The following is a 21,730-nucleotide window of genomic DNA, read 5'->3' on the forward strand; positions in this document are numbered from 1 at the left end:
TGTCGCGGCCTTCCTGCAAGGAGTGGTAAATCTCCGCCAGTTCAGCCATAAAGATATCGACCGACCAGCCATCAATGGCGATATGGTGCCATAGCATTAGTAAGTAGTGCCGACCAGACACCGAATAGTGGCACAGGCGCAGGCTGGGTTCTGCGGTTAAATCAAACGGGGTGGCTATTTCTGCCCGAACCGTGTTCCGCAGCATGTCAGTGTTTTCACAGGGCTGGGATTGGATAACCAAATTTCCGTCCAGTCTCTGTGGGTAAACCTGTCCATCATCATCGCTGCGGTACACCATTTTCATTACAGCATGGCGTTCAGCCAGCCGGTTAATGGCGGTCTCCAACAGGGGCAGACAGGCATCATTATCCAGTTGAACCAGATAAGGGATATGGTAGGTATTGGAGCCTTGTTCAAATTGCTCGATAAATAGCATCCGCTCCTGAGCAAACGATAAGGGATAACGCTCCCGTGCCAGATGTGGGATAACCGTATAAATCTGCTGTTCCATCTGGGTTGTCAGGCCCGCGATGGTTTTCAGCGCAAACAACTGCGCCAGTGAAACCTCGGTTGCCAGTATGCGGCGGATGGCGGCGGTCAGCTTAATTGCCGTCAGGGAGTTGCCCCCGATACGGAAGAAATTATCCTCGATGCCTACCCGTTCCACACCTAACACGTCCTGCCAAATGGCACACAGTTGGGTTTCCAGCGTATTGCGGGGCGCCACGTATCCCTCTTTATTTCCCCAGACAGGTTCCGGCAATGCCCGCCGATCCAGTTTGCCGTTCAGGGTCAGAGGAACGGACTCAATAAGGGTAAAGCTGGCAGGCACCATATGTTCTGGCAGGTGGGAAGATAAGTGCCTGACGAGCTCATCGTCTGAGAGTTTCTCTTCCGTCACCAGATACGCGACCAGTACTTTATGACCGTTATGATCACGGTCAATCACCACTGCCTGTTTGACTTGAGGATGAGTCGCAAGGGCAGTCTCAATTTCGCCCAGTTCTATGCGGTAACCGCGGATTTTGACTTGGAAATCATCGCGTCCGAGATATTCCAGATTGCCATCCGGCCGCCAGCGGACTAAATCACCGGTTTTATACAGACGGGTATAACCTTTGGCTTTATCTGCTGCGGTAGCAAAGGGGTTTGCTATAAACTTCTCGGTGGTGAGTTCAGGCTGGTTCCAGTAACCTCGCGCGACTCCGGCCCCACCGATATGCAGTTCTCCCGGCGCTCCGACAGGAGACAGATGACCATGACTATCAAGAACATAAAGGCGGGCGTTATTAATGGCTTTGCCGATATTTGTTGGGATGACCCCACGTTGATATATTTTTTCGGTTGCACAAACGGTCACTTCAGTTGGACCATAAGAATTGAGGACAGAGCTATGACGGCTGAAATGGTCAAGAAAATCCAGCGAGGGGGATTCTCCGGCGGTCACTAATAACTGCAAGGAAGGTAAGTGCGAGCCAATTAACAGCTTGAGTATGGCTGGCGGTAAGGCGGCGATTTCAATGCCTTCTCGTTGAATGAGTTTTTCAATTGCCTGGGCATGACGTTCTGTTTCGCTGCAAAGGTAAAGCGTCAGGCCATTAAATAAACTGGGGAAGAGCTCGAAAACAGAGCCATCAAACACATAGGCGGCAAACATTAAGGCTTTTTTTCTCTTGGCGGCATTAAAAATTTCTGCCTGTGCCGCCGCCATATGCGCCACATTCTTGTGCTCAATCATGACGCCTTTCGGCTGGCCGGTGGTGCCTGAGGTATAAATGATATAAGCCAAATCTGAGGGTTTGTTTACCGATATCGGATTGTCCTCGGGCTGGCCTGCGGTGATTATCGGGTCATCCGTTGCCATCAGTATCGGCTGTTCCACGAGTGCCTGACTGTATGCCGTCAGCGTTATCAAGTGTCGCTGTTGGGTCAATATGCAGGAAGCTGCCGTGTCAGTCAGGATAAACTGGACTCGTTCTGGTGGGTATTCCGGCGAAATGGGCACATAGGCGCCTCCGGCTTTCAGTACCGCCAAAATACTGATCACCATTTCCAGACTGCGGTCGAGGTAGAGGGCGATGGGGGTATCCGCTTGCATAGGGACATGATGGTGTGGCTGACACCGTTCACGGATCACATAGGCCAGTTGGTTTGCCCGTTCGTTAAGCTGGCGGTAGGTCAGGGATTCGCCTTCAAACACCAACGCTATGTTATCTGGTGTGCTTTCCACTTGGGTTTCAAACAGTTGTTGCAGGGTTTTATCCCGCGGGTAAGGCGCGTCGGTCTGATTCCAGCAGTGCAGCAGGGTATAACGTTCCTGGGCAGACAGGATGTCAATTTCGGACGGCGATTGTGTCTGGTTTGTCACGAATGCTTCTAGCACCCGTTGATAAATCCCCGCCAGTCTCTCGATGGTGGCCTCAGCAAACAGGCTGACGGCGTAATTCAGACACCCGGTAATATCGGTTTGCCCATCGGATAAAAGCAGGCTCAGGTCAAACTTGGCAGGGCTGTATAACGGCTCATCCAGTGTCACCGGCCTGAACGGCAGACGACTGTCTGGCGGATTTTCTCCAAAGTTCTGCAACCCGAACATCACCTGAAAAATCGGATGGCGGGCGGTGTCACGCTCAATATCCAGCGCCTCAACCAGCTGTTCAAACGGCATGTCCTGATGGACCTTGGCCTCAGTCACCCGCTGATGGGTCTGTTGAATCAGTGCTTCCACACTGGCGGTTTGTTGAAGTTGTATTCTTAAGGCCAGTGAGTTGACAAACATCCCAATCAGGGGTTGGGTTTGGGCGTGGTGACGGTTATCCGTCGGCGTCCCCAGGACGATATCATTTTGCCCGGATAATTTTGCCAGCGTGAGATAAAAGGCGCTGAGCAGCACGGTATACAGGGTGGTTTCCTGCGCTTTTGCCAGCGTCCTTAACTGTTCAGACAGCCGGGTGTTTAGCACAAACTTGAAATCCCGTCCCTGATAATTCACCCGTGTGGGTCTGGGATAATCGGTGGGCAAGGCCAGTGATTCATAACCGGCCAGGGCCTGCCGCCAGTAAGCGAGCTGGCGTTCACCGATGTCGCCCTGTAAATAGTCCCGTTGCCAGACGGCGTAATCGCCGTAGGTAATCTCCAACGGGGGAAGCTGGCTGTCGCGGCCTTCCCGTAAGGAGTGGTAAATCTCTGCCAGTTCAGCCATAAAGATATCGACCGACCAGCCATCAATGGCGATATGGTGCCATAGCATTAATAAGTAGTGTCGGCCAGACACCGAATAATGGCACAGGCGCAGGCTGGGTTCCGCAGCCAAATTAAACGGGGTGGCTATTTCTGCCCGAACCGTGCTCCGCAGCATGTCAGTGTTTTCACAGGGCTGGGATTGGATAACCAAACTGCTGTCCAGCACCTGAGGAGCAATCTGCCCTTCATCATTGCTGCGGTACGCCATCTTCATTACAGCATGGCGTTCAGCCAGCCGGTTAATGGCGGTTTCCAACAGGGGCAGACAGGCATCATTATCCAGTTGAACCAGATAAGGGATATGGTAGGTATCGGAGCCTTGTTCAAATTGCTCGATAAATAGCATCCGCTCCTGAGCGAACGATAAGGGATAACGCTCCCGTGCCAGATGAGGGATAACCGTATAAATCTGCTGTTCCATCTGGGTTGTCAGGCCCGCGATGGTTTTCAGCGCAAACAACTGCGCCAGTGAGACCTCGGTTGCCAGTATGCGGCGGATGGCGGCGGTCAACCTAATTGCCGTCAGGGAGTTGCCCCCGATACGGAAGAAATTATCCTCGATGCCTACCCGTTCCATACCTAACATGTCCTGCCAAATGGCACACAGTTGGGTTTCCAGCGTATTGCGGGGCGCCACGTATCCCTCTTTATTTCCCCAGACAGGTTCTGGCAATGCCCGCCGATCCAGTTTGCCGTTTAAGGTCAGAGGAATGGATTCAATACGGGTAAAGCTGGCCGGTAGCATGTAGTCCGGCAGACGGGAAGATAAGTGCCTTATAAGCTCATTGTCTGAGAGTTTCCCCGCCGTCACCAGATATGCCGCCAGTGCTTTATTACCCTCATATTCGCGATCGATCACCACGGCCTGTTTTACCTGTGGGTGCAAAGCGAGTGCAGTCTCAATTTCGCCCAGTTCAATGCGATAACCGCGGATTGTGACTTGAAAATCATTGCGCCCGAGATATTCCAAATTGCCATCCGGCTGCCAGCGGACTAAATCGCCGGTTTTATACAGGCGGGTGTAACCGCGTTCCTTATCTTTATTGGTGGCAAATGGGTTCTCTACAAAACGTTCGGCTGTCAGTTCAGGCCGGTTTAAATATCCCCGAGCCAGTCCCGCACCGCCGATGTATAACTCTCCGGGTGCGCCAATGGGGACAAGGTTCCCGGAATGATTTAAGACATAGGCGTACATGTCATTTAATGGCCGTCCAATGCAAGATACTGTTGTGGCGTCGCCTTGGGTTAATTTCTTGTAGGTAACATGTACGGTTGTTTCGGTTATCCCATACATATTGATGAGAGCAGGAGATTGATCGCCGTAATGGTTCCACCAGGGTTTCAATTGAACCGGATTCAGTTTATCTCCACCAAAAATCACGTAGCGAAGGTGGGGAAATTCAGCGCCAATATTCAATGACGCATCAATAAAGGCATAAAATGCCCCGGGTGTCTGGTTTAATACGGTAACTTTCTGGTCTGAACAGAGATGACTGAATCTGCCGAAATCCTTCGTACATTCTACGGTCGGAATAATTAAACGCCCGCCATAGAGCAATGCGCCCCATAATTCCCAGACACTGAAATCAAATGTGTAAGCATGGTACAGCACCCAGGTATCATTTTGATCAAATTGATAATCCTCCTGAGTAGTTGCGAATAAACGCACGACATTATGATGTGTCTGCAACACGCCTTTCGGTTGTCCGGTTGTGCCTGAAGTATAGATAACGTACGCCAGATCTGTGGCTCCGCTGACGGGTGTCGGATCTTCTGTCGAGAGGTTTTCTGTCACTGTCCGATCATCCGCAGCTATCAATGCAGGCTGTTTAGTCTGTGTCTGCGTATATTTCCCTAGCGTTGTCAGATATCGCTGTTGAGTCACCACACAGGGGGATGCGGTATCTTCTAAAATAAACCGGACCCGCTCCGGCGGATATTCCGGGGAGATTGGTACATAGGCTCCCCCGGCTTTCAGCACCGCCAGAATGCTGATGACCATTTCCAGACTACGATCCAGATATAAAGCTACTAGCGTATCGGCTGGCATGGGTTTATTGCACTGCTGTTGATACTGTTCGCGAATCACTGTGGCCAACTGGTTAGCCCGTTCGTTTAGTTGGCGATAAGTCAGTGTTTTCCCTTCGAACACTAACGCTATGTTGTCTGGTCTGGCTGTTGCCTGAGCCTCAAATTTCTGCTGGAGAGTGCGGTCTTGCGGATAGGATATATCGGGTTGTTTCCAGGTATGCAGTAATGTATGACGCTCCTGCTCTAATAAAATAGGTAATTCACTGACTAATGATGCAGGGTTGTTGAGTAAGGTAATAAACAGGTTTTGCAATCGTTTAAGTATTCTGTTGACATCCTGCTTATTAAAGTATTTCCGCAGATAATCTATCGTTATTTTTAATTTCTGGGCATACCCATAGTTTTTTAATCTAAAGACGATAGGATAAATATTAAATACCCCATTTATGTGATGGTGCTGATTTTCGGTGACTTCGAAGTCTGACTCAGAAAAACGTTCATAGAAAATAGATATATTAGGTAAAGAAAGCTTATGTTTATGAGCAATTCGAGCAAGGTGAGATTGAGGAAATTTACAGTGATAATAACTATTTTTGAGTTCAGATTCGGTTAATTTAATCTGTTCAATCACACTAGCCGCATGAGAAATATGACAATGCACCGGATACATATTTGCATGCATCCCAACAACATCTTTTTCTGATTTTCCTTTTCTTCCATGTGTAATCGTGTTAAAAACCAGCTCTTGTTGCCCTGTAAGTTCAGTCATAATAATGCTGACCAGACTCGAAAAGATGAAAAGCAGATTGGTTTTGTATTCTCTACAAAAAGTACGCAAATCTTCTTTAATTGGAAGAGGTAGTATTAACGTACAATTATCACTACCTGTATTTTGGTAGCAAGGTGTTAATTGATGTATTTCTTTTTGTTTCAGAAAATCAAACCAATAACTCTTATCTTTTTCATATTGAGTGTTATTAAAATATTTTCTCGACTTGATTATTGTAGTTAAATATTGTGGAATTTCTGACAACCATGCGGTAGATGTTTCATTTTCAAGACATTTGTATAATTTATGGACATATTCATGAAGTCGATATACCCCGACACCATCAATCATAATATGATGGAATTTAGTGAAAAAGTAATGTTTTTCATTATTTAAGCGAATTAGTGTAACCTGATATGGAGTTTCTTTTAAATAATCGATAGGAATACCTACTTGTTGCTTCATCCAGAGATAGGCTTTCTTTTCAGGATCAAGCTGCATCGAAACATCGTAGCACTTGATTAATTCTGGCGTACTCTGATTTTGAATATATTGAATAGCTTCATTATTCGAATTAATTGATATACGTAAACGTAACATATCAATGTGTTGATATAGTAAATTCCACACTTTTTGCAGAATAACGATATCAACATTTTTCTCTATCAATGTATACCAGCCGAGGCTGTGTATTGGACTATTCTCATAAAGCACTTGTTCGTAAAACACATCTTCCTGAGAAGGATGAAGACTATATAAGTTCGAATCCAACGAACCCTCAGATGTTCTCATAATCAGTTATACGAATGTATTCCGCTTGTAAGTTATTTGTAGTTTATGGTGCGAATGAGTAGATTTCATTACTTTCCTGACTTTAAATTATTATATTGAGCATTAATTTAATAGACATGGGCATAATCTATCATAGCGTCATTACAGATAATCTCGCAATCTTTCAACACTCTTCCTCATGAAAAAATAGTTAATATAGTATTTATTGGCTAATGATTCACTTTCTATTAATTTCCTATACACTTAAGCACACATATTTGTCACCAACCTTATTTTTATTAAATTTACTTTCGGAATTATTATTATCTTTGTTTATCATATTATAATCATGATTTTTTGCGGCGTAATAATGATTGTTATTGAAATTGATGTCTATATTGTATAACAAGCTTTTTAATCAGAGCAAGGCCGCGAATATTTTTTAATTACGAATAAAGAATAAATCAGTTGATTCGGAGAAATAGCCGTGATCTTATACTCTCTTTTTGGGAGCAGATACTATGTACTTTGAGCGGGAACTCTTAAAAATTTTCTCAATAGCCAAATTGAAGAAAATACAGACAATGTAATTCTTGACAAGGTAATGCCGTCATTTTCTCCTGTATCTGTAGAACCGCATGCACCACAGTGATAAGGCAATATGTCGATATCAGCTTTTCCACTGCTGAACCTCGTTATGGGTTACGACTGTCGTACCAGGAAAAACATTTTCTCCCTTAAATTATATTTTTGTAAAATTAATGTAAATAATTTGTGATTATAAACACAAAAATAAGAAAAACATTATTCCTTGATAATTAGAAAGAAATAATATTAACAAATTGATTTATAAGAAAATAAAAATAATAACTCTGTAAATATGTTATTTTAGTTAATGATTTGGCCTATTGAATATACATGTATATACAACTATACATTTAACAAATATCTAAAGACCAGAAGGAGCCAGATCGTGAACGCCCAGAATAGTAAATTTCGTAATGCCGATATCCGGGCCTCCAGAGGAACACAATTAACAGCCAAAAGTTGGCTAACCGAAGCTCCTCTGCGCATGTTAATGAATAATCTTGATCCGGAAGTTGCTGAAAACCCTCATGAACTGGTGGTGTATGGCGGTATTGGCCGGGCTGCTAGAGATTGGGAATGTTATGACAAGATTATTGAAACACTGAAAAAGTTGGAAGACGATGAAACGTTGTTAATCCAATCGGGTAAGCCAGTTGGGGTATTTAAAACCCACCGTAATGCCCCACGGGTACTCATTGCGAATTCGAATTTGGTGCCGCACTGGGCGACTTGGGAACATTTCAATGAGCTGGATGCTAAAGGGCTGGCTATGTATGGCCAAATGACGGCGGGTAGCTGGATTTACATTGGCAGTCAGGGAATTGTTCAAGGCACCTATGAAACGTTTGTGGAAGCTGGCCGCCAACATTATAACGGTAGTTTACAGGGTCGTTGGGTGTTAACTGCTGGTTTGGGTGGTATGGGGGGAGCACAACCGCTGGCTGCAACATTGGCTGGAGCGTGTTCACTAAATATTGAATGTCAGCAAAGCAGGATTGATTTCCGTCTGCGTACGGGTTATGTCGATGAACAAGCGAAAGATCTGGATGACGCTCTGGTTCGGATCGAAAAATACACTCAGGAAGGCAAAGCCATTTCTATCGCTCTGTGTGGCAATGCCGCTGAAATCTTGCCGGAATTAGTTCGTCGTGGTGTGCGCCCGGATTTGGTCACTGACCAGACAAGCTCACACGATCCTCTCAACGGCTATTTGCCAAAAGAGTGGAGTTGGGAAGAATATCGCCAACGTGCTATTTCAGCACCGGCAGAGGTCATCAAAGCAGCAAAAGCTTCAATGGTGGAACATGTTGAGGCGATGTTGACTTTCCATAAGCAGGGCATTCCTGTTTTTGATTACGGCAACAATATTCGCCAAATGGCATATGAAGTCGGCGTAGAAAATGCTTTCGATTTCCCTGGTTTTGTTCCTGCTTATATTCGCCCGTTATTTTGCCGTGGTATCGGGCCTTTCCGTTGGGTAGCGCTTTCCGGCGATCCACAGGATATCTATAAAACCGACGCCAAAGTTAAAGAATTACTCCCCGATGATCAACATTTGCATCACTGGCTAGATATGGCGAGGGAACGCATTAGCTTTCAGGGATTACCAGCTCGTATCTGCTGGGTTGGTTTAGGGCAACGCGCCAAATTGGGGCTGGCTTTTAACGAAATGGTGCGCAGTGGCGAACTTTCTGCACCGATTGTTATTGGTCGTGACCATCTGGATTCCGGCTCTGTCGCCAGTCCGAACCGCGAAACCGAATCTATGTGTGATGGCTCTGACGCCGTATCGGACTGGCCGTTGTTAAACGCCTTACTTAACACTGCCAGCGGCGCTACTTGGGTTTCTCTGCATCATGGCGGTGGTGTCGGCATGGGTTTCTCACAACATGCCGGTATGGTGATTGTTTGTGATGGAACCGATGAAGCCGCAGAACGTATAGCACGGGTGCTGCATAACGATCCCGCCACTGGGGTTATGCGTCATGCTGATGCAGGTTATGAAATCGCTATCCATTGTGCCAAAGAGCAAGGATTAAACTTGCCGATGCTTAATACAAAATAAGGAACATTATGAAGCAACTAACTATTTATCCAGGCAAATTGACTCTTGATGAACTGCGTCAGGTTTATCTACAACCGGTGAAAATTACGCTGGATAGTCAGATTTTTCCTGCTATTGAACACAGCGTGGAGTGTGTTAATGCGATTCTTGCTGAAAATCGCACTGCCTACGGAATTAATACTGGGTTCGGGCTATTAGCCAGTACACGGATTGAAAAGGATGACTTAGAAAAACTACAGCGTTCGCTGGTTGTCTCTCATGCTGCCGGGGTCGGCGAAGCGTTGGACGATAATATGACCCGGTTGATCATGGTATTGAAAATTAACAGCCTCTCCCGTGGTTACTCCGGTATTCGTCTTGCCGTTATTCAGGCATTAATCGCGTTAGTCAATGCGGAAATTTATCCTCATATTCCCAGTAAAGGATCGGTAGGGGCTTCTGGTGATTTGGCGCCGTTGGCACATATGAGCCTGTTATTACTTGGGGAAGGGCAAGCGCGTTATCAGGGTGAATGGCTGCCAGCCAAAGAAGCGCTGGCAAAGGCCAATTTACAACCCATTACATTAGCGGCTAAAGAAGGTTTAGCATTACTCAATGGAACCCAAGTCTCTACCGCTTTTGCGTTACGTGGATTATTTGAAGCAGAAGATCTACTGGCGGCAGCGATAGTTTGTGGTTCTTTATCCGTAGAGGCGGCATTGGGTTCACGCAAACCATTTGATGCCCGTGTACATGAAGTGCGGGGGCAACAGGGGCAGATCGATGTTGCCGCATTGTATCGTTATGTATTGGAAGAGAGCAGCGAACTATCAGATTCTCATATTAATTGCCCCAAGGTACAGGACCCTTATTCATTACGTTGTCAGCCGCAAGTTATGGGAGCCTGCTTGACTCAATTGCGTCATGCGGCTGATGTTATTCTGACCGAAGCTAATGCCGTATCTGATAACCCATTGGTGTTTGCTGAGCAGGGAGAAGTGATTTCCGGTGGTAATTTCCATGCTGAACCTGTTGCAATGGCGTCTGATAATTTGGCGCTGGTATTAGCAGAAATAGGTGCATTGTCAGAACGACGTATTGCGTTGTTGATGGATTCGCATATGTCACAGCTTCCGCCTTTTCTGGTTGAGAATGGTGGTGTGAATTCAGGTTTTATGATTGCACAGGTGACGGCAGCGGCGCTTGCCAGTGAAAATAAAGCGTTGGCGCACCCGGCGAGTGTTGACAGTTTACCGACGTCGGCCAATCAGGAAGATCATGTATCAATGGCTCCGGCTGCGGGGCGTCGTTTATGGCAGATGGCAGAAAATACCCGAGGTATTTTGGCAGTTGAATGGTTATCTGCCTGCCAGGGAATTGATTTCCGTAATGGCCTGAGAAGCAGCCCAATTTTGGAAGAAGCGCGTGGTATCCTGCGAGCGAAAGTAGATTATTATGATCAGGATCGCTTTTTTGCGCCTGATATTGATGCTGCTGTGAAATTATTAGCCGAGCAACATCTCACCTCATTACTTCCTTCTGGACAGATATTACAGAGTAAAAATAGTCGTTAAACAAACCAATGGCCGGCACCTGACCGGCCTGATTATCACATTTATCTTTCTCATAAAACCCACATAATAAAAGATAAGAGGGTAAATCATGCAAGCCTCATTACAACTAGAGCGAGGACTCAACGCACGCCATATCCGGTTTATGGCGTTGGGTTCTGCGATTGGTACAGGTCTTTTTTATGGTTCTGCTGAAGCAATAAACATGGCTGGTCCGGCAGTATTATTAGCTTATTTAGTGGGCGGCGCCGCTGTTTTTATGGTGATGCGTGCTTTAGGGGAGATGGCGGTCCACAGACCGGATGCCGGCTCTTTTGCCAGTTACGCTCATCAATATTTAGGCCCGTTACCCGGATTTATTACCGGCTGGACTTATACTTTCGAAATGATCATCGTTTGCCTGGCGGATGTGACTGCTTTTGGCATTTATATGGGGCTATGGTACCCGGAAGTGCCACGTTGGATATGGGTACTTAGCATTATTTTCATTATTGGCGCACTCAATCTTTGCAAAGTTAAAGTGTTTGGCGAAATGGAGTTCTGGTTATCGATTCTGAAAGTTGCTGCAATCAGCGCCATGATTATTGCCGGAACAGGTATCATTCTGTTTGGTTTTAGCGGCCATTTTCAGGCAACGGGAGTTCAAAATCTGTGGCAACACGGTGGGTTTATGCCTAATGGGTTGGGGGGCATTATTGAGTCTCTGGCTGTTGTGATGTTCGCTTTCGGCGGTATTGAAATCATCGGTATTACATCCAGTGAAGCTAAAAATCCGGCGAAAATGATCCCGCAAGCGATTAACTCTATCCCGTTTCGTATTCTTCTGTTTTATATATTCACTATTTTTGTATTAATGGCGATTTACCCTTGGAATAGCATCGGCCAAGAAGGTAGTCCATTTGTCGCAATATTTCAGGGGTTAGGCATTGGTTCGGCGGCGAATATTCTGAATATTATCGTCATTACGGCGGCAATTTCGGCCATTAACAGCGATATCTTTGGCGCTGGTCGTATGATGTACGGTATGGCTGAGAAAGGATTAGCCCATAAAAAATTTATGCATTTAAGCCGTAATGGGGTGCCTTGGGTGACAATCATGGTTATGACGTTGGCATTATTGTGTGCCGTGGTTCTCAATTACTTGCTTCCTAAACAGGTATTCGTCATTGTTGCTTCGATTGCGACTTTCGCCACCGTGTGGGTCTGGTTAATGATTTTGCTATCTCAATTTGCTATGCGTAGAAAGATGTCACCGGGAGAAGTACAGAAATTACAATTCCCGGTACCGATGTGGCCTGTTGCGCCGATTCTGACCATCGTGTTTATGATATTTATCATTGCTGTTCTCAGTTACTTTCCGGCGACACGCATTGCGTTCTATGTAGGAGGAGTATGGATCGTACTGTTGACATCCGCCTATTATTTATGGATACGAAAAAATGTCATTATTGTGAACCCTCAATCAGCCAAAGAAACACAGTGTTAAATATCTAGAAAGCAAACCGTCTTGTTGTTGAATAAGACGGTTTGTGCTGAAAATTAATTAAAAATCTGCAATAAAACATCCGGGCCGCTTTTTTAATTGTCATGTCTTAATTCATTGCTCGTTGAACATTAGCACTGAAAATTCTATGTCATTAACCTGATATAAAGCTGATTTGTTTTAATGATCGTGGCAAACTAGCAGGCTAATGAATTTGCAGGGCTGGAGGCGCTTTTGGACAAGATTTTTATCGATGAGGCAGTAGCTGAGTTATATACCATTCAGGATATGTTGCGCTGGTCTGTTAGCCGGTTTAATGCGGCGAATATTTATTACGGGCACGGTACAGACAATCCTTGGGATGAGGCGCTGCAACTGGTTCTTCCATCACTGTTTTTGCCGCTGGATATCCCACAAGAGATGCTAACCACGCGACTGACATCAACTGAGCGTCATCGTATTGTCGAAAGGGTACTGCGCCGTATTAATGATCGTATTCCGGTTGCTTATTTGACTAACAGAGCCTGGTTTTGTGGTCATGAATTTTATGTTGATGAGCGGGTTTTGATTCCACGTTCACCGATTGGTGAATTAATTAATAATGAATTTGCAGGATTGATTCCTGACCAACCCGCCAATATCCTCGATCTCTGCACGGGTAGTGGTTGTATTGCTATTGCCTGTGCATATGCTTTCTCGGAAGCAGAAATAGATGCCGTGGATATTTCCGCAGATGTACTGGCCGTGACTGAACAGAATATTCAGAATCACAGTCTTGACCACCGGGTCATTCCGATTCGTTCTGATCTGTTCCGCGATATGCCGCCGGTTAAATACGATCTTATTGTCACAAATCCGCCTTATGTCGATGCCGAGGATATGAGCGACTTGCCGGAAGAGTTTCGCCGTGAGCCTGAGTTGGGTTTGGCAGCGGGTTCAGATGGTTTGAAACTGGCACGCCGTATTCTGGCGACTGCTCCAGATTTTCTCACTGAACGAGGTGTGTTGATTTGCGAGGTTGGCAACAGTATGGTGCATTTGATTGAACAATATCCTGATGTGCCATTTACTTGGTTGGAATTTGAATATGGTGGCGATGGCGTATTTATGTTGACACGTCAACAGTTAGTTGAACATCACGAACATTTTCGTTTATTCAAAGATTGAATAATTGAATAGGTTGTAGCTGCGGTAATAATGCAAAACAGGCAGAGTCAAATAGAAGAACGATTAACAAGAAGGAGTTGGGATGGCGGGAAATAGTATCGGGCAATTTTTCCGGGTCACCACTTTTGGCGAATCTCACGGTTTGGCGTTGGGATGTATTGTCGATGGTGTGCCACCGGGCATTGCAATCACAGAAGCCGATTTGCAAATTGATTTAGACAGGCGTCGTCCGGGAACTTCCCGTTATACAACACAACGCCGTGAGCCGGATCAGGTTCGCATTCTTTCGGGTGTATTTGAAGGGGTAACAACCGGTACCAGTATCGGTTTACTCATTGAAAATACTGACCAGCGTTCTCAGGATTACAGCGCTATTAAAGATGTGTTTCGTCCGGGCCATGCCGATTACACTTATGAACAGAAATACGGTATCCGCGACTATCGTGGCGGGGGCCGCTCCTCTGCGCGTGAAACGGCGATGCGTGTTGCTGCGGGTGCAATAGCGAAAAAATATTTGTTGGATAAATATGGTATTCGTGTCCGTGCCTGTTTGACTCAAATGGGCAATATCCATTGCCAATTGAAAGATTGGGAACAGGTGGAACAAAACCCATTTTTCAGTCCTGATGAGACTAAACTTGAACAACTTGATGCCTTGATGCGTGAACTGAAAAAAGCGGGGGACTCTGTTGGCGCGAAAGTGACGGTTGTCGCGGAAAATGTTCCGGCTGGTTTGGGAGAACCGGTTTTCGACCGTCTTGATGCCGATATTGCTCATGCGCTGATGAGTATTAACGCAGTAAAAGGCGTCGAAATTGGCGATGGTTTCGGTGTTATCAATTTACGCGGCAGCGAAAACAGAGATGAAATAACTGCTCTGGGATTCACCAGTAATCATGCGGGAGGAATTCTGGGTGGTATTAGCAGCAGCCAGCCAATTATTGCTCATATTGCGTTGAAACCGACATCCAGCATTATGGTGCCGGGCAAAACGATTAATCGTCAGGGTGAAGAGGTGGAAATGGTCACTCGTGGCCGCCATGATCCCTGTGTTGGTATCCGCGCCGTACCGATTGCGGAAGCAATGATGGCTATTGTGTTGATGGATCACCTATTACGCCAGAGGGCACAGTGTGCTGATGTCGAATCCAGCCTTCCTCGCTGGTGAACTTGAGAATAATGAAGCTAGCCTTGAAAATCCCAGAGACTGAAATGGGTAGCTTGAATATTGATAAGTGGTTGCTGTTGATGGGATGAAATATGGACTGGTTATTGTCGTCAGGTGCGGAAGTTTACATTTTGCTCTTTCTGGTTGCAATGATGGCTGGATTTATTGACTCGATTTCTGGCGGTGGCGGTTTACTAACCATCCCGGCGCTGTTATCCGTTGGAGTCTCGCCGGTACAGGCGCTAGCGACAAACAAGTTGCAGGCAGTGGGCGGTTCCTTCTCTGCCAGCCTCTATTTTGTCCGTTATGGTGCGGTTGATCTCAAATCTCAACGCTTTGCCATATTGATGACATTACTTGGCTCAATGGCTGGTGCGATTATTGTCCAGTTTATAAAGCCAGATTTTCTCTGTCAGCTATTGCCGGTTTTGGTCATTATCATTGGTCTTTATTTCCTTTTGACGCCAGCCATTGGCATAGAAGAGCGCCATCGTCGCTTGACGCCTGTGGCATTCGCCTTGCTTGTCGGGAGTGGACTGGGTTTATATGACGGCATATTTGGCCCCGGTGTCGGCTCATTTTATGCGTTAGCTTATGTCGTGTTGTGTGGCTATAACCTGGCGAAATCCACCGCTCATGCTAAAGTACTGAACTTTGCTTCTAACGTAGGTTCACTGGCGCTTTTTATCCTTGGCGGTCAAGTTTTGTGGGTATTGGGCCTTGTGATGTTGGCAGGACAGGTGATTGGCGCACGGTTGGGTGCAAGTTTAGTTTTGACTCATGGACAGAAACTGATTCGCCCAATGATTGTCATCATCTCCTTTTTGATGAGTATTAAATTACTGAATGATAATCACGGCGATACGATCCGTAGCTGGTTGGCATTTTATTTCTGATTCAGGGTTTTGTTTTTAATTCATGATAATACATAACTATCAACAACTTATTGATATTTTTAATCGCTGTTTTGGTGATGAATACAACACACGTTTGGTCAAAGGTGATAATGAACCTATTTATCTGCCGGCAGATGAAGAGATCTCCTATAACCGGATTGTATTTGCTCATGGTTTTTATGCCAGTGCATTACATGAAATTGCGCATTGGTGCATTGCGGGTCAAGAGCGCCGGAAATTGGTGGATTTTGGTTACTGGTATTGCCCGGATGGTCGTGACGCACAGACGCAAAGTGAATTTGAAAAAGTAGAAATTAAACCACAGGCACTTGATTGGTTGTTTTGTACTGCGGCAGGTTTTCCGTTTAATGTCAGTTGTGACAACCTTGAAGGGGATTTTGAACCTGATAGATTAGCTTTTCAGCGTAAAGTTCATGAGCAGATCATGGATTATTTAGCGCAGGGAATACCGGCAAGAGCAGAGTGCTTTATTCAGGGGCTGCAATCGTTTTACAATACGCCTCCGTTAAAAGCGGAACATTTTCCTTACCCGGAAGATATATTCGCAGAATGAAACTGAATTTGAGGAAAAATGATGCTCGCTGAGTTTGAAACGCGTATTTTAGCGCAAATTGATGGCATGGTAGATCACGCCAGTGATGATGAATTGTTTGCTGGTGGTTATCTCCGCGGGCATCTCACCTTAGCGGTAGCAGAATTGGAGCAGGAAGGCGCGCATACGGCTGAACAGCTTCATGACCGTGTTGAAGAAAGTATCCAAAATGCGATTAAAGCGGGAGAATTGGCGCCGCCGGATCAGATTCTGGTGCTTAATACCTGGCAGCGCCTGCTGGATAATGCTAAAACTCAATAAGTTGAATTAAAGTAATAGAATAGAAAAAACGAGCTACCCCCCCTAAGAAACCATATGAATTTCTTGGGGGCCAGTGGATCAGAAACGGAGACTTAATGGCGATTTTTATTCCTTTTTCCACCATTCAAGAGCAAGCACGAAGTTTCCTTTCAATTAATTCTTGCGCTTCATCCATTATTTGCTGATGTGGGACAGGTTGGCGCGTATCGTCGAGCGCTTCTTGCACTTTAGCGTGAAACCGGGCGTCGTAAGCTTCTAAGTCAGCAGGTAACACACCATCTTTGACGATATAGGTGAGTAGAATGTGTACCGCATCTGATATGGTCAATCCTAAATTTGAGAGATTTTCCGTAGCATCAGCCTTGAGTTTATCGTCTACACGAACGTGCAGTATTGATGTTTGAACAGCCATTTTGTGTCCTCCACTTGTCAGACTTCATTATGTGACGTGATATCTGCAATAGTATTGAGATGTATTGAGCTGCCTCCCAAAAGTTACATAAGCATTTCACTGCTTAGGCAGCGCAGTTCCTTAGGGTCTTTCAGTTTTCACTTTACGGCCTTTCAGTAGTTTTCTGATCCAAAAACGGTTTGGATGAAGAGCTGCCAATGTTTCATTATCCAGTGGTAATGGCTCATCAAAGATCTGCCCGGCAAGAATTTCTGCACTGAGTGGCGCAGAGCATAATCCACGGGAACCTAATGCACCGATAACAAACAGATTGGAATAACAGGGTGCATCAGTGATGGTGCTTCCTGTGCGGATTTTTTCTGGCAAATCTTGATAATCTGTCATTATTTTATTGAGATCCGGCACATTTCCCACCATTGGCATATGATCACGGATAACGCAGCGAATACCTTGACGGGATTGTTTAGCAGAAACATCAACCTGATTTACCCATTCGGCATCAGATAAACATTTCAGCAACCGGTCACGGTTTTCCTGTTGTTCTGTTTCAGAATATTCATTATCAAGCCGATGACGCTGATAACTGGCGCCGATACAGTGGTGTTGATTGGCTGGATTAGCCGGTGTCATATAACCATCGTAGCAAAGCACATTTTGCAATTGGCTCAGATCAGTTGTGGTTGGGATGTGACTGACCTGACCACGCACAGCAGTTACCGGCAGTTTCTCGGTTTGTTCAAATTGGGGGAGATGATGACCGTTGGCAATCACCACCGTTTTATGCTGTGCGTTTAATAGTTGTCCTTGATGCATGAGATGCAGTTGCCAGCCATGCTGGTTGTAATTGAGCGCGGTAACTTGATGATTGAAGCGACAGAGCATTCCTTGCTGTTGTGCCAATTCTGTTGCTGCTTTAGTGAGTTCAGCCGGGCATAGCCATCCGCCCTGTGGATAGTGAATGCCGTGGTGATGAATATCCAGCCCGCATTTTTCACTCAACTGGTGACAATTCATGCCGATGGCGAGTTCATTCGGCCACTCTGCCGCCAGCATTTTCTCAATTTTCTTACTACTTTTTTCATCATAGGCAAGCTGGCTGACGCCACACCATTGATGGTTGAAATCAACTCCTTGCGCTGATAACTGTTCATATTGGCGGTGAGCAAAGGTAAATGCAGAGATAAAGAATTTTTCGAGTCCGTTATTACTACCGTTCAGTAGCGGATAAAGTGCTCCCTGGCGATTACCGGACGCACCTTGTGCTGGGGCTGCATCCTGACAATAAAGAGTCACCTGTGCTCCACGGCGCAGTAGAGCAAGTGCGGTGAGAATACCGGCAATCCCTCCGCCGATAATCGCGATATCATCGGTGTGGCTTGCTGTCGGCCGGGCAAACCAAGGTGCAGGTAATGGCTGATACTTCTGAGTTGCCAGAACCCCGGTCAGCATTTCTCTTTTTCGACCGAATCCTTTGATTTTACTGACATTAAAACCAGCCTGTTGTAAACCTCGACGGACGATGCCGGCAGAAGTAAAGGTTGCAAAGGTGCCTTCTGGATGGGCAAATTGTGCCATTGCGGCAAACAACTGTTCACTCCACATTTGCGGGTTTTTGGCAGGAGCAAAGCCGTCTAAAAACCAGGCATCTATTTTACCGTGAAGAGTGGAATCCATTGTGGGCAGCAGATCATTGACGTCACCGAACCATAAATCCAATGTGACAGCGCCATTTGCCATAATCAGTCGGTGGCAGCCTGCCAGAGGTTGAGGCCATTGCTGGCAAAGTTGCTGTGAAAAAATTCCAAGTTCAGGCCAGCGTTGATGAGCGGCTTTTAAGTCATTGGTTTTCAGCGGATACTTCTCAAAACTGATGAAATGTAGACGTTTCAACGGCGCATCAGGATTTCGCTGTCGAAATGCATCAAATGATTGCCAGAGCGTCAGAAAATTTAATCCTGTTCCGAAGCCGGTTTCCGCGATTACACAATTAGAACGGGAATGAGTGCTGAATCGTTGGGGGAAGCGGTTACCATTAAGAAATACATAACGGGTTTCTTCCAGCCCATCCTGATTTGAGAAGTAAACATCATCAAACTGTGTTGAAACCGGGGTACCTTGATCATTCCAACTTAGGGTTGCGGTACAGATAGCAGAATTTTTCACGGTAATGCCTGCAATATTACTGATAATAATGCGATTTTAGCGAGGTTGAGATTGATGTACCACCTGACAGAAGAAAAGAGTGAAAAAGTGCTGATTTGAACAGCAGCCAGCGCCTGTATTTGGACAAGTGCTGGACATTATTGGGCATTATATCAACAATCATTCTGTTCAGCTCTTCGCCAGGTACCCGGCGGCCAAACACAAAAGCCCTGCGGCAATGCCTTCAACCCAGCGACGGCGACGATCGCTGAATGAACCTTTTTGCCCCATGCTAGCTATGGTGACACCGATTAATCCGTAAATGAGAGCGCAGGTAGTGATGAAAATTGCTGAGAGAATAATGGATTGGAGCGTATAGTTGCTGTCCGCAGTGATGAAGTTTGGCAGAATAGCAAAGTAAACCAGCAACCCCTTAGGGTTCAGAAAGCTGGTTAGGAAACCTTTGGTCAGCGAGGTCTTGGCTGATGAGGACGAGAAAATAATTTTGCCGGGACGCATGGCTGAACGGAACATCTGAACCGCTAAATAGACTAAGTAGACAACGCCAATCCAACGCATCACCTCGAACAGAATTGGTGAGGTTGCCACAATAGCAGTAACACCCAGAGCGCCAAGAATGCTATGTAGACAATAACCGGAGATGACTCCTGCATTGGCGCGTAGGGCTGCGCTTTTTCCTGCTGACAGACCTTGAGATGCCACAAACATGATATCGGGTCCGGGAGTACAGATTAACGGCAGTACAGTTGCAGCGAAAATTAAAAAGTTCTCTAACTGCATGATTTTTCCTCCATAAATGTTTAAGAGTAAGTTGGCAGGCTAGACGCTATAATCAATCTATAAAAAGATAATTTTTGGTATTTTAAGCTAATTATTATGATATTTTGTGTCTATTTTTTCATTTTTTATATTAATATTGCAATCAGATTAATTTATTTTTAGTTTTAATGGAATCGAATGCTAATGAAATTAGATAATATTGATAAACGTATTCTTCGTGCCTTACAACGTAACGGCCGACTCCAGAATATCGAATTAGCTAAAGAGGTTGGTTTATCACCATCGTCTTGCTTGCGGCGTGTACGGTTATTGGAAGAAGCAGGGGTCATCAAGCGTTATGTTGCCGTTCTTGATGGTTCGAAGATCGGCGCTAATCTTTCATTGTTTGCCCGAATTTGGCTCAAGGCTCAGGATGCAGAGACGATCCAGCGTTTCACTGATGCTATCCAAGAAATGCCTGAAATTGTGGAATGTCACTTAATGGCAGGAGAATGTGATGCGCTTCTGAGAATCGTTACTGAGGATCTCCATTCTTATCGTCGTTTCCATGCCGAACATCTAACTCGGATCGACAGTATTCAAAGCGTGAAGACGGAGGTACCGATGGAAACGGCGAAACTTACCCATATGTTACCAATATGAGTAAGTTCTCCTTATAATAAAGCCGGGATGCCCAAGGAAATAATGCCCCGCCAGCGAAGCGGGGTTTATATTTATAAATCAATGTGAAATTCACATAATTTTTTAAATTCTTTTGATTGCCTCTCTTTTAAATGTGAGGAAATAGTATTAATCATTGATATCACTTTACGCTTGGCCGCTTCCTATTAGCTCGTTTTAAGTAATCTGAGTTTTGCATAGGTGTAGGTATGAATACATCTTTTGAATTGAATTCGGCAATCTCCTTAATATTACTTCTGTATATAGACTCTAATAATCTCTGATTCCTACTGGATATAATCATAATTAGCCCATAAAGTGTAATGAATGCGCCAATTAGGATATGATTTTGTTGTAAAATAATTGGCTCCATATTGTTAAATTTGTTGCCATATTGTGATAATATGTTTATGTCCATATTAAAAGCCACTAAAATCCATATGATACCAACGCTTAGCAGAAGGTAACCAAGTCCTCTCATTATTAACCCCCATTAGGATTATTGGGTAAAGTTATTTAGGTCTTACAATGAACCGACCATTTGCATATGACATAGCATAATTACCATCACTTTTTGTGTGAATAATGGCTTTATCGGTTGATAAAGTCGGAAAATTTTCTGTTCTAAAACATTTGTTGCTGTAAGTTTAAGTATTTTACCTAATTCAGTCAGTAATATAACATAGGGATTGATTCATTTCATAAAAATTTTATTCACCCTTATTATTCCCAGTTATTAAATTTATTTCCAATTAGCAATAAACTTAATAAAAATAACAAGTATATCAACTTATATATAAATATAAGCCTGCTAATCATTATTCGAATGCTTGATAGATTTATATATATTTCATTGATATTATTATCCTTAGTCTAAATTTTTGATGGAAATTAAAAGTATTTTATGATTTTATTGTTCACCAAAATAATTCCTATCTGAAATTTATTTTTGTCTATTAAAGCCCGAATGTTTTTTACTGTATTCTATGAAAATTAACAGTTATTTTAACGAGAAAACATATTGGGGTTTTTAGAGAGATGAATTTTTCTTCGTAATTTTATCCTGATCGGACTTGTTCAGCGTACAAGTGTACGCTAAAGTGCTACATA

The 21,730-nt window shown here is 44.8% G+C and carries 13 protein-coding genes; 9 read left to right on the forward strand and 4 right to left on the reverse strand.

Translation table 11 applies throughout. The annotated features are described in order from the left end of the window. Window positions 1–6,814, reverse strand: a 6,814-nt coding sequence (locus EAE93_RS19650) for a non-ribosomal peptide synthetase (protein ID WP_250151114.1), incomplete at its 3' end; no start/stop codon positions are given. Between the two features lie 973 nt (window positions 6,815–7,787). On the opposite strand from EAE93_RS19650, the gene hutU reads away from it, so the two are divergent. From hutU to EAE93_RS19690, 8 genes are all read left to right on the forward strand, one after another. Further along, window positions 7,788–9,467 (forward strand): urocanate hydratase, encoded by a 1,680-nt coding sequence (hutU, locus tag EAE93_RS19655; protein WP_214040382.1) that lies wholly within the window; start codon window positions 7,788–7,790, stop codon window positions 9,465–9,467. Window positions 9,468–9,475: 8 nt separating this feature from the next. After that, the gene (gene hutH, locus EAE93_RS19660; protein WP_110086640.1) at window positions 9,476–11,020 is read left to right on the forward strand and encodes a histidine ammonia-lyase; all 1,545 of its coding nucleotides are present in this window, start codon (window positions 9,476–9,478) and stop codon (window positions 11,018–11,020) included. Window positions 11,021–11,108: 88 nt separating this feature from the next. After that, entirely contained in the window at window positions 11,109–12,503 is a 1,395-nt protein-coding gene (locus tag EAE93_RS19665) for an amino acid permease (protein ID WP_040149697.1), read from the forward strand. Between the two features lie 231 nt (window positions 12,504–12,734). Next, window positions 12,735–13,667 carry a 50S ribosomal protein L3 N(5)-glutamine methyltransferase gene (gene prmB, locus EAE93_RS19670; RefSeq protein ID WP_214040383.1) on the forward strand — a complete coding sequence of 311 codons (933 nt, stop codon included), beginning with the start codon at window positions 12,735–12,737 and terminating at the stop codon, window positions 13,665–13,667. An 82-nt stretch (window positions 13,668–13,749) separates the two neighbouring features. Further along, entirely contained in the window at window positions 13,750–14,835 is a 1,086-nt protein-coding gene (aroC, locus tag EAE93_RS19675) for a chorismate synthase (RefSeq protein WP_214040384.1), read from the forward strand. A 92-nt stretch (window positions 14,836–14,927) separates the two neighbouring features. Further along, window positions 14,928–15,731, forward strand: coding sequence for a sulfite exporter TauE/SafE family protein (locus tag EAE93_RS19680; protein WP_105399083.1), 804 nt, complete (start codon window positions 14,928–14,930; stop codon window positions 15,729–15,731). A 22-nt stretch (window positions 15,732–15,753) separates the two neighbouring features. Then, window positions 15,754–16,305, forward strand: a complete 552-nt coding sequence (locus tag EAE93_RS19685) for an elongation factor P hydroxylase (protein ID WP_110086644.1) — start codon at window positions 15,754–15,756, stop codon at window positions 16,303–16,305. Window positions 16,306–16,326: 21 nt separating this feature from the next. Further along, entirely contained in the window at window positions 16,327–16,605 is a 279-nt protein-coding gene (locus tag EAE93_RS19690; RefSeq protein ID WP_036778735.1) for a YfcL family protein, read from the forward strand. Between the two features lie 124 nt (window positions 16,606–16,729). Here the strand turns inward: EAE93_RS19690 and EAE93_RS19695 are convergent, their stop codons facing one another. The 3 genes from EAE93_RS19695 to EAE93_RS19705 form a co-directional block, all read right to left on the reverse strand. Further along, window positions 16,730–17,017 (reverse strand): type II toxin-antitoxin system RelB/DinJ family antitoxin, encoded by a 288-nt coding sequence (locus tag EAE93_RS19695; protein WP_040149691.1) that lies wholly within the window; start codon window positions 17,015–17,017, stop codon window positions 16,730–16,732. A 120-nt stretch (window positions 17,018–17,137) separates the two neighbouring features. Beyond that, on the reverse strand, window positions 17,138–19,180 hold the full coding sequence (mnmC, locus tag EAE93_RS19700; protein ID WP_214040385.1) for a bifunctional tRNA (5-methylaminomethyl-2-thiouridine)(34)-methyltransferase MnmC2/FAD-dependent 5-carboxymethylaminomethyl-2-thiouridine(34) oxidoreductase MnmC1: 2,043 nt from the start codon (window positions 19,178–19,180) through the stop codon (window positions 17,138–17,140). A gap of 168 nt (window positions 19,181–19,348) precedes the next feature. After that, window positions 19,349–19,960 carry a LysE family translocator gene (locus EAE93_RS19705; protein ID WP_214040386.1) on the reverse strand — a complete coding sequence of 204 codons (612 nt, stop codon included), beginning with the start codon at window positions 19,958–19,960 and terminating at the stop codon, window positions 19,349–19,351. A 177-nt stretch (window positions 19,961–20,137) separates the two neighbouring features. Here EAE93_RS19705 and EAE93_RS19710 point away from each other — a divergent pair, with 177 nt between their 5' ends. Continuing rightward, complete coding sequence (locus EAE93_RS19710) at window positions 20,138–20,602, forward strand: Lrp/AsnC family transcriptional regulator (RefSeq protein WP_214040387.1); 465 nt, start codon at window positions 20,138–20,140, stop codon at window positions 20,600–20,602. Window positions 20,603–21,730 lie beyond the last annotated feature (1,128 nt).

The organism is Photorhabdus akhurstii (assembly GCF_018448925.1).
Taxonomy (GTDB): Bacteria; Pseudomonadota; Gammaproteobacteria; order Enterobacterales; family Enterobacteriaceae; genus Photorhabdus; species Photorhabdus akhurstii.

Bases quoted from the DNA above. Each gene is read 5' to 3' on its own strand.
- EAE93_RS19685 (WP_110086644.1), top strand. From the start codon at position 15,754: ATGATAATACATAACTATCAACAACTTATTGATATTTTTAATCGCTGT.
- EAE93_RS19710 (WP_214040387.1), top strand. From the start codon at position 20,138: ATGCTAATGAAATTAGATAATATTGATAAACGTATTCTTCGTGCCTTA.
- aroC (WP_214040384.1), top strand. From the start codon at position 13,750: ATGGCGGGAAATAGTATCGGGCAATTTTTCCGGGTCACCACTTTTGGC.
- EAE93_RS19690 (WP_036778735.1), top strand. From the start codon at position 16,327: ATGCTCGCTGAGTTTGAAACGCGTATTTTAGCGCAAATTGATGGCATG.
- EAE93_RS19705 (WP_214040386.1), bottom strand. From the start codon at position 19,960: ATGCAGTTAGAGAACTTTTTAATTTTCGCTGCAACTGTACTGCCGTTA.
- hutH (WP_110086640.1), top strand. From the start codon at position 9,476: ATGAAGCAACTAACTATTTATCCAGGCAAATTGACTCTTGATGAACTG.
- EAE93_RS19695 (WP_040149691.1), bottom strand. From the start codon at position 17,017: ATGGCTGTTCAAACATCAATACTGCACGTTCGTGTAGACGATAAACTC.
- EAE93_RS19665 (WP_040149697.1), top strand. From the start codon at position 11,109: ATGCAAGCCTCATTACAACTAGAGCGAGGACTCAACGCACGCCATATC.
- EAE93_RS19680 (WP_105399083.1), top strand. From the start codon at position 14,928: ATGGACTGGTTATTGTCGTCAGGTGCGGAAGTTTACATTTTGCTCTTT.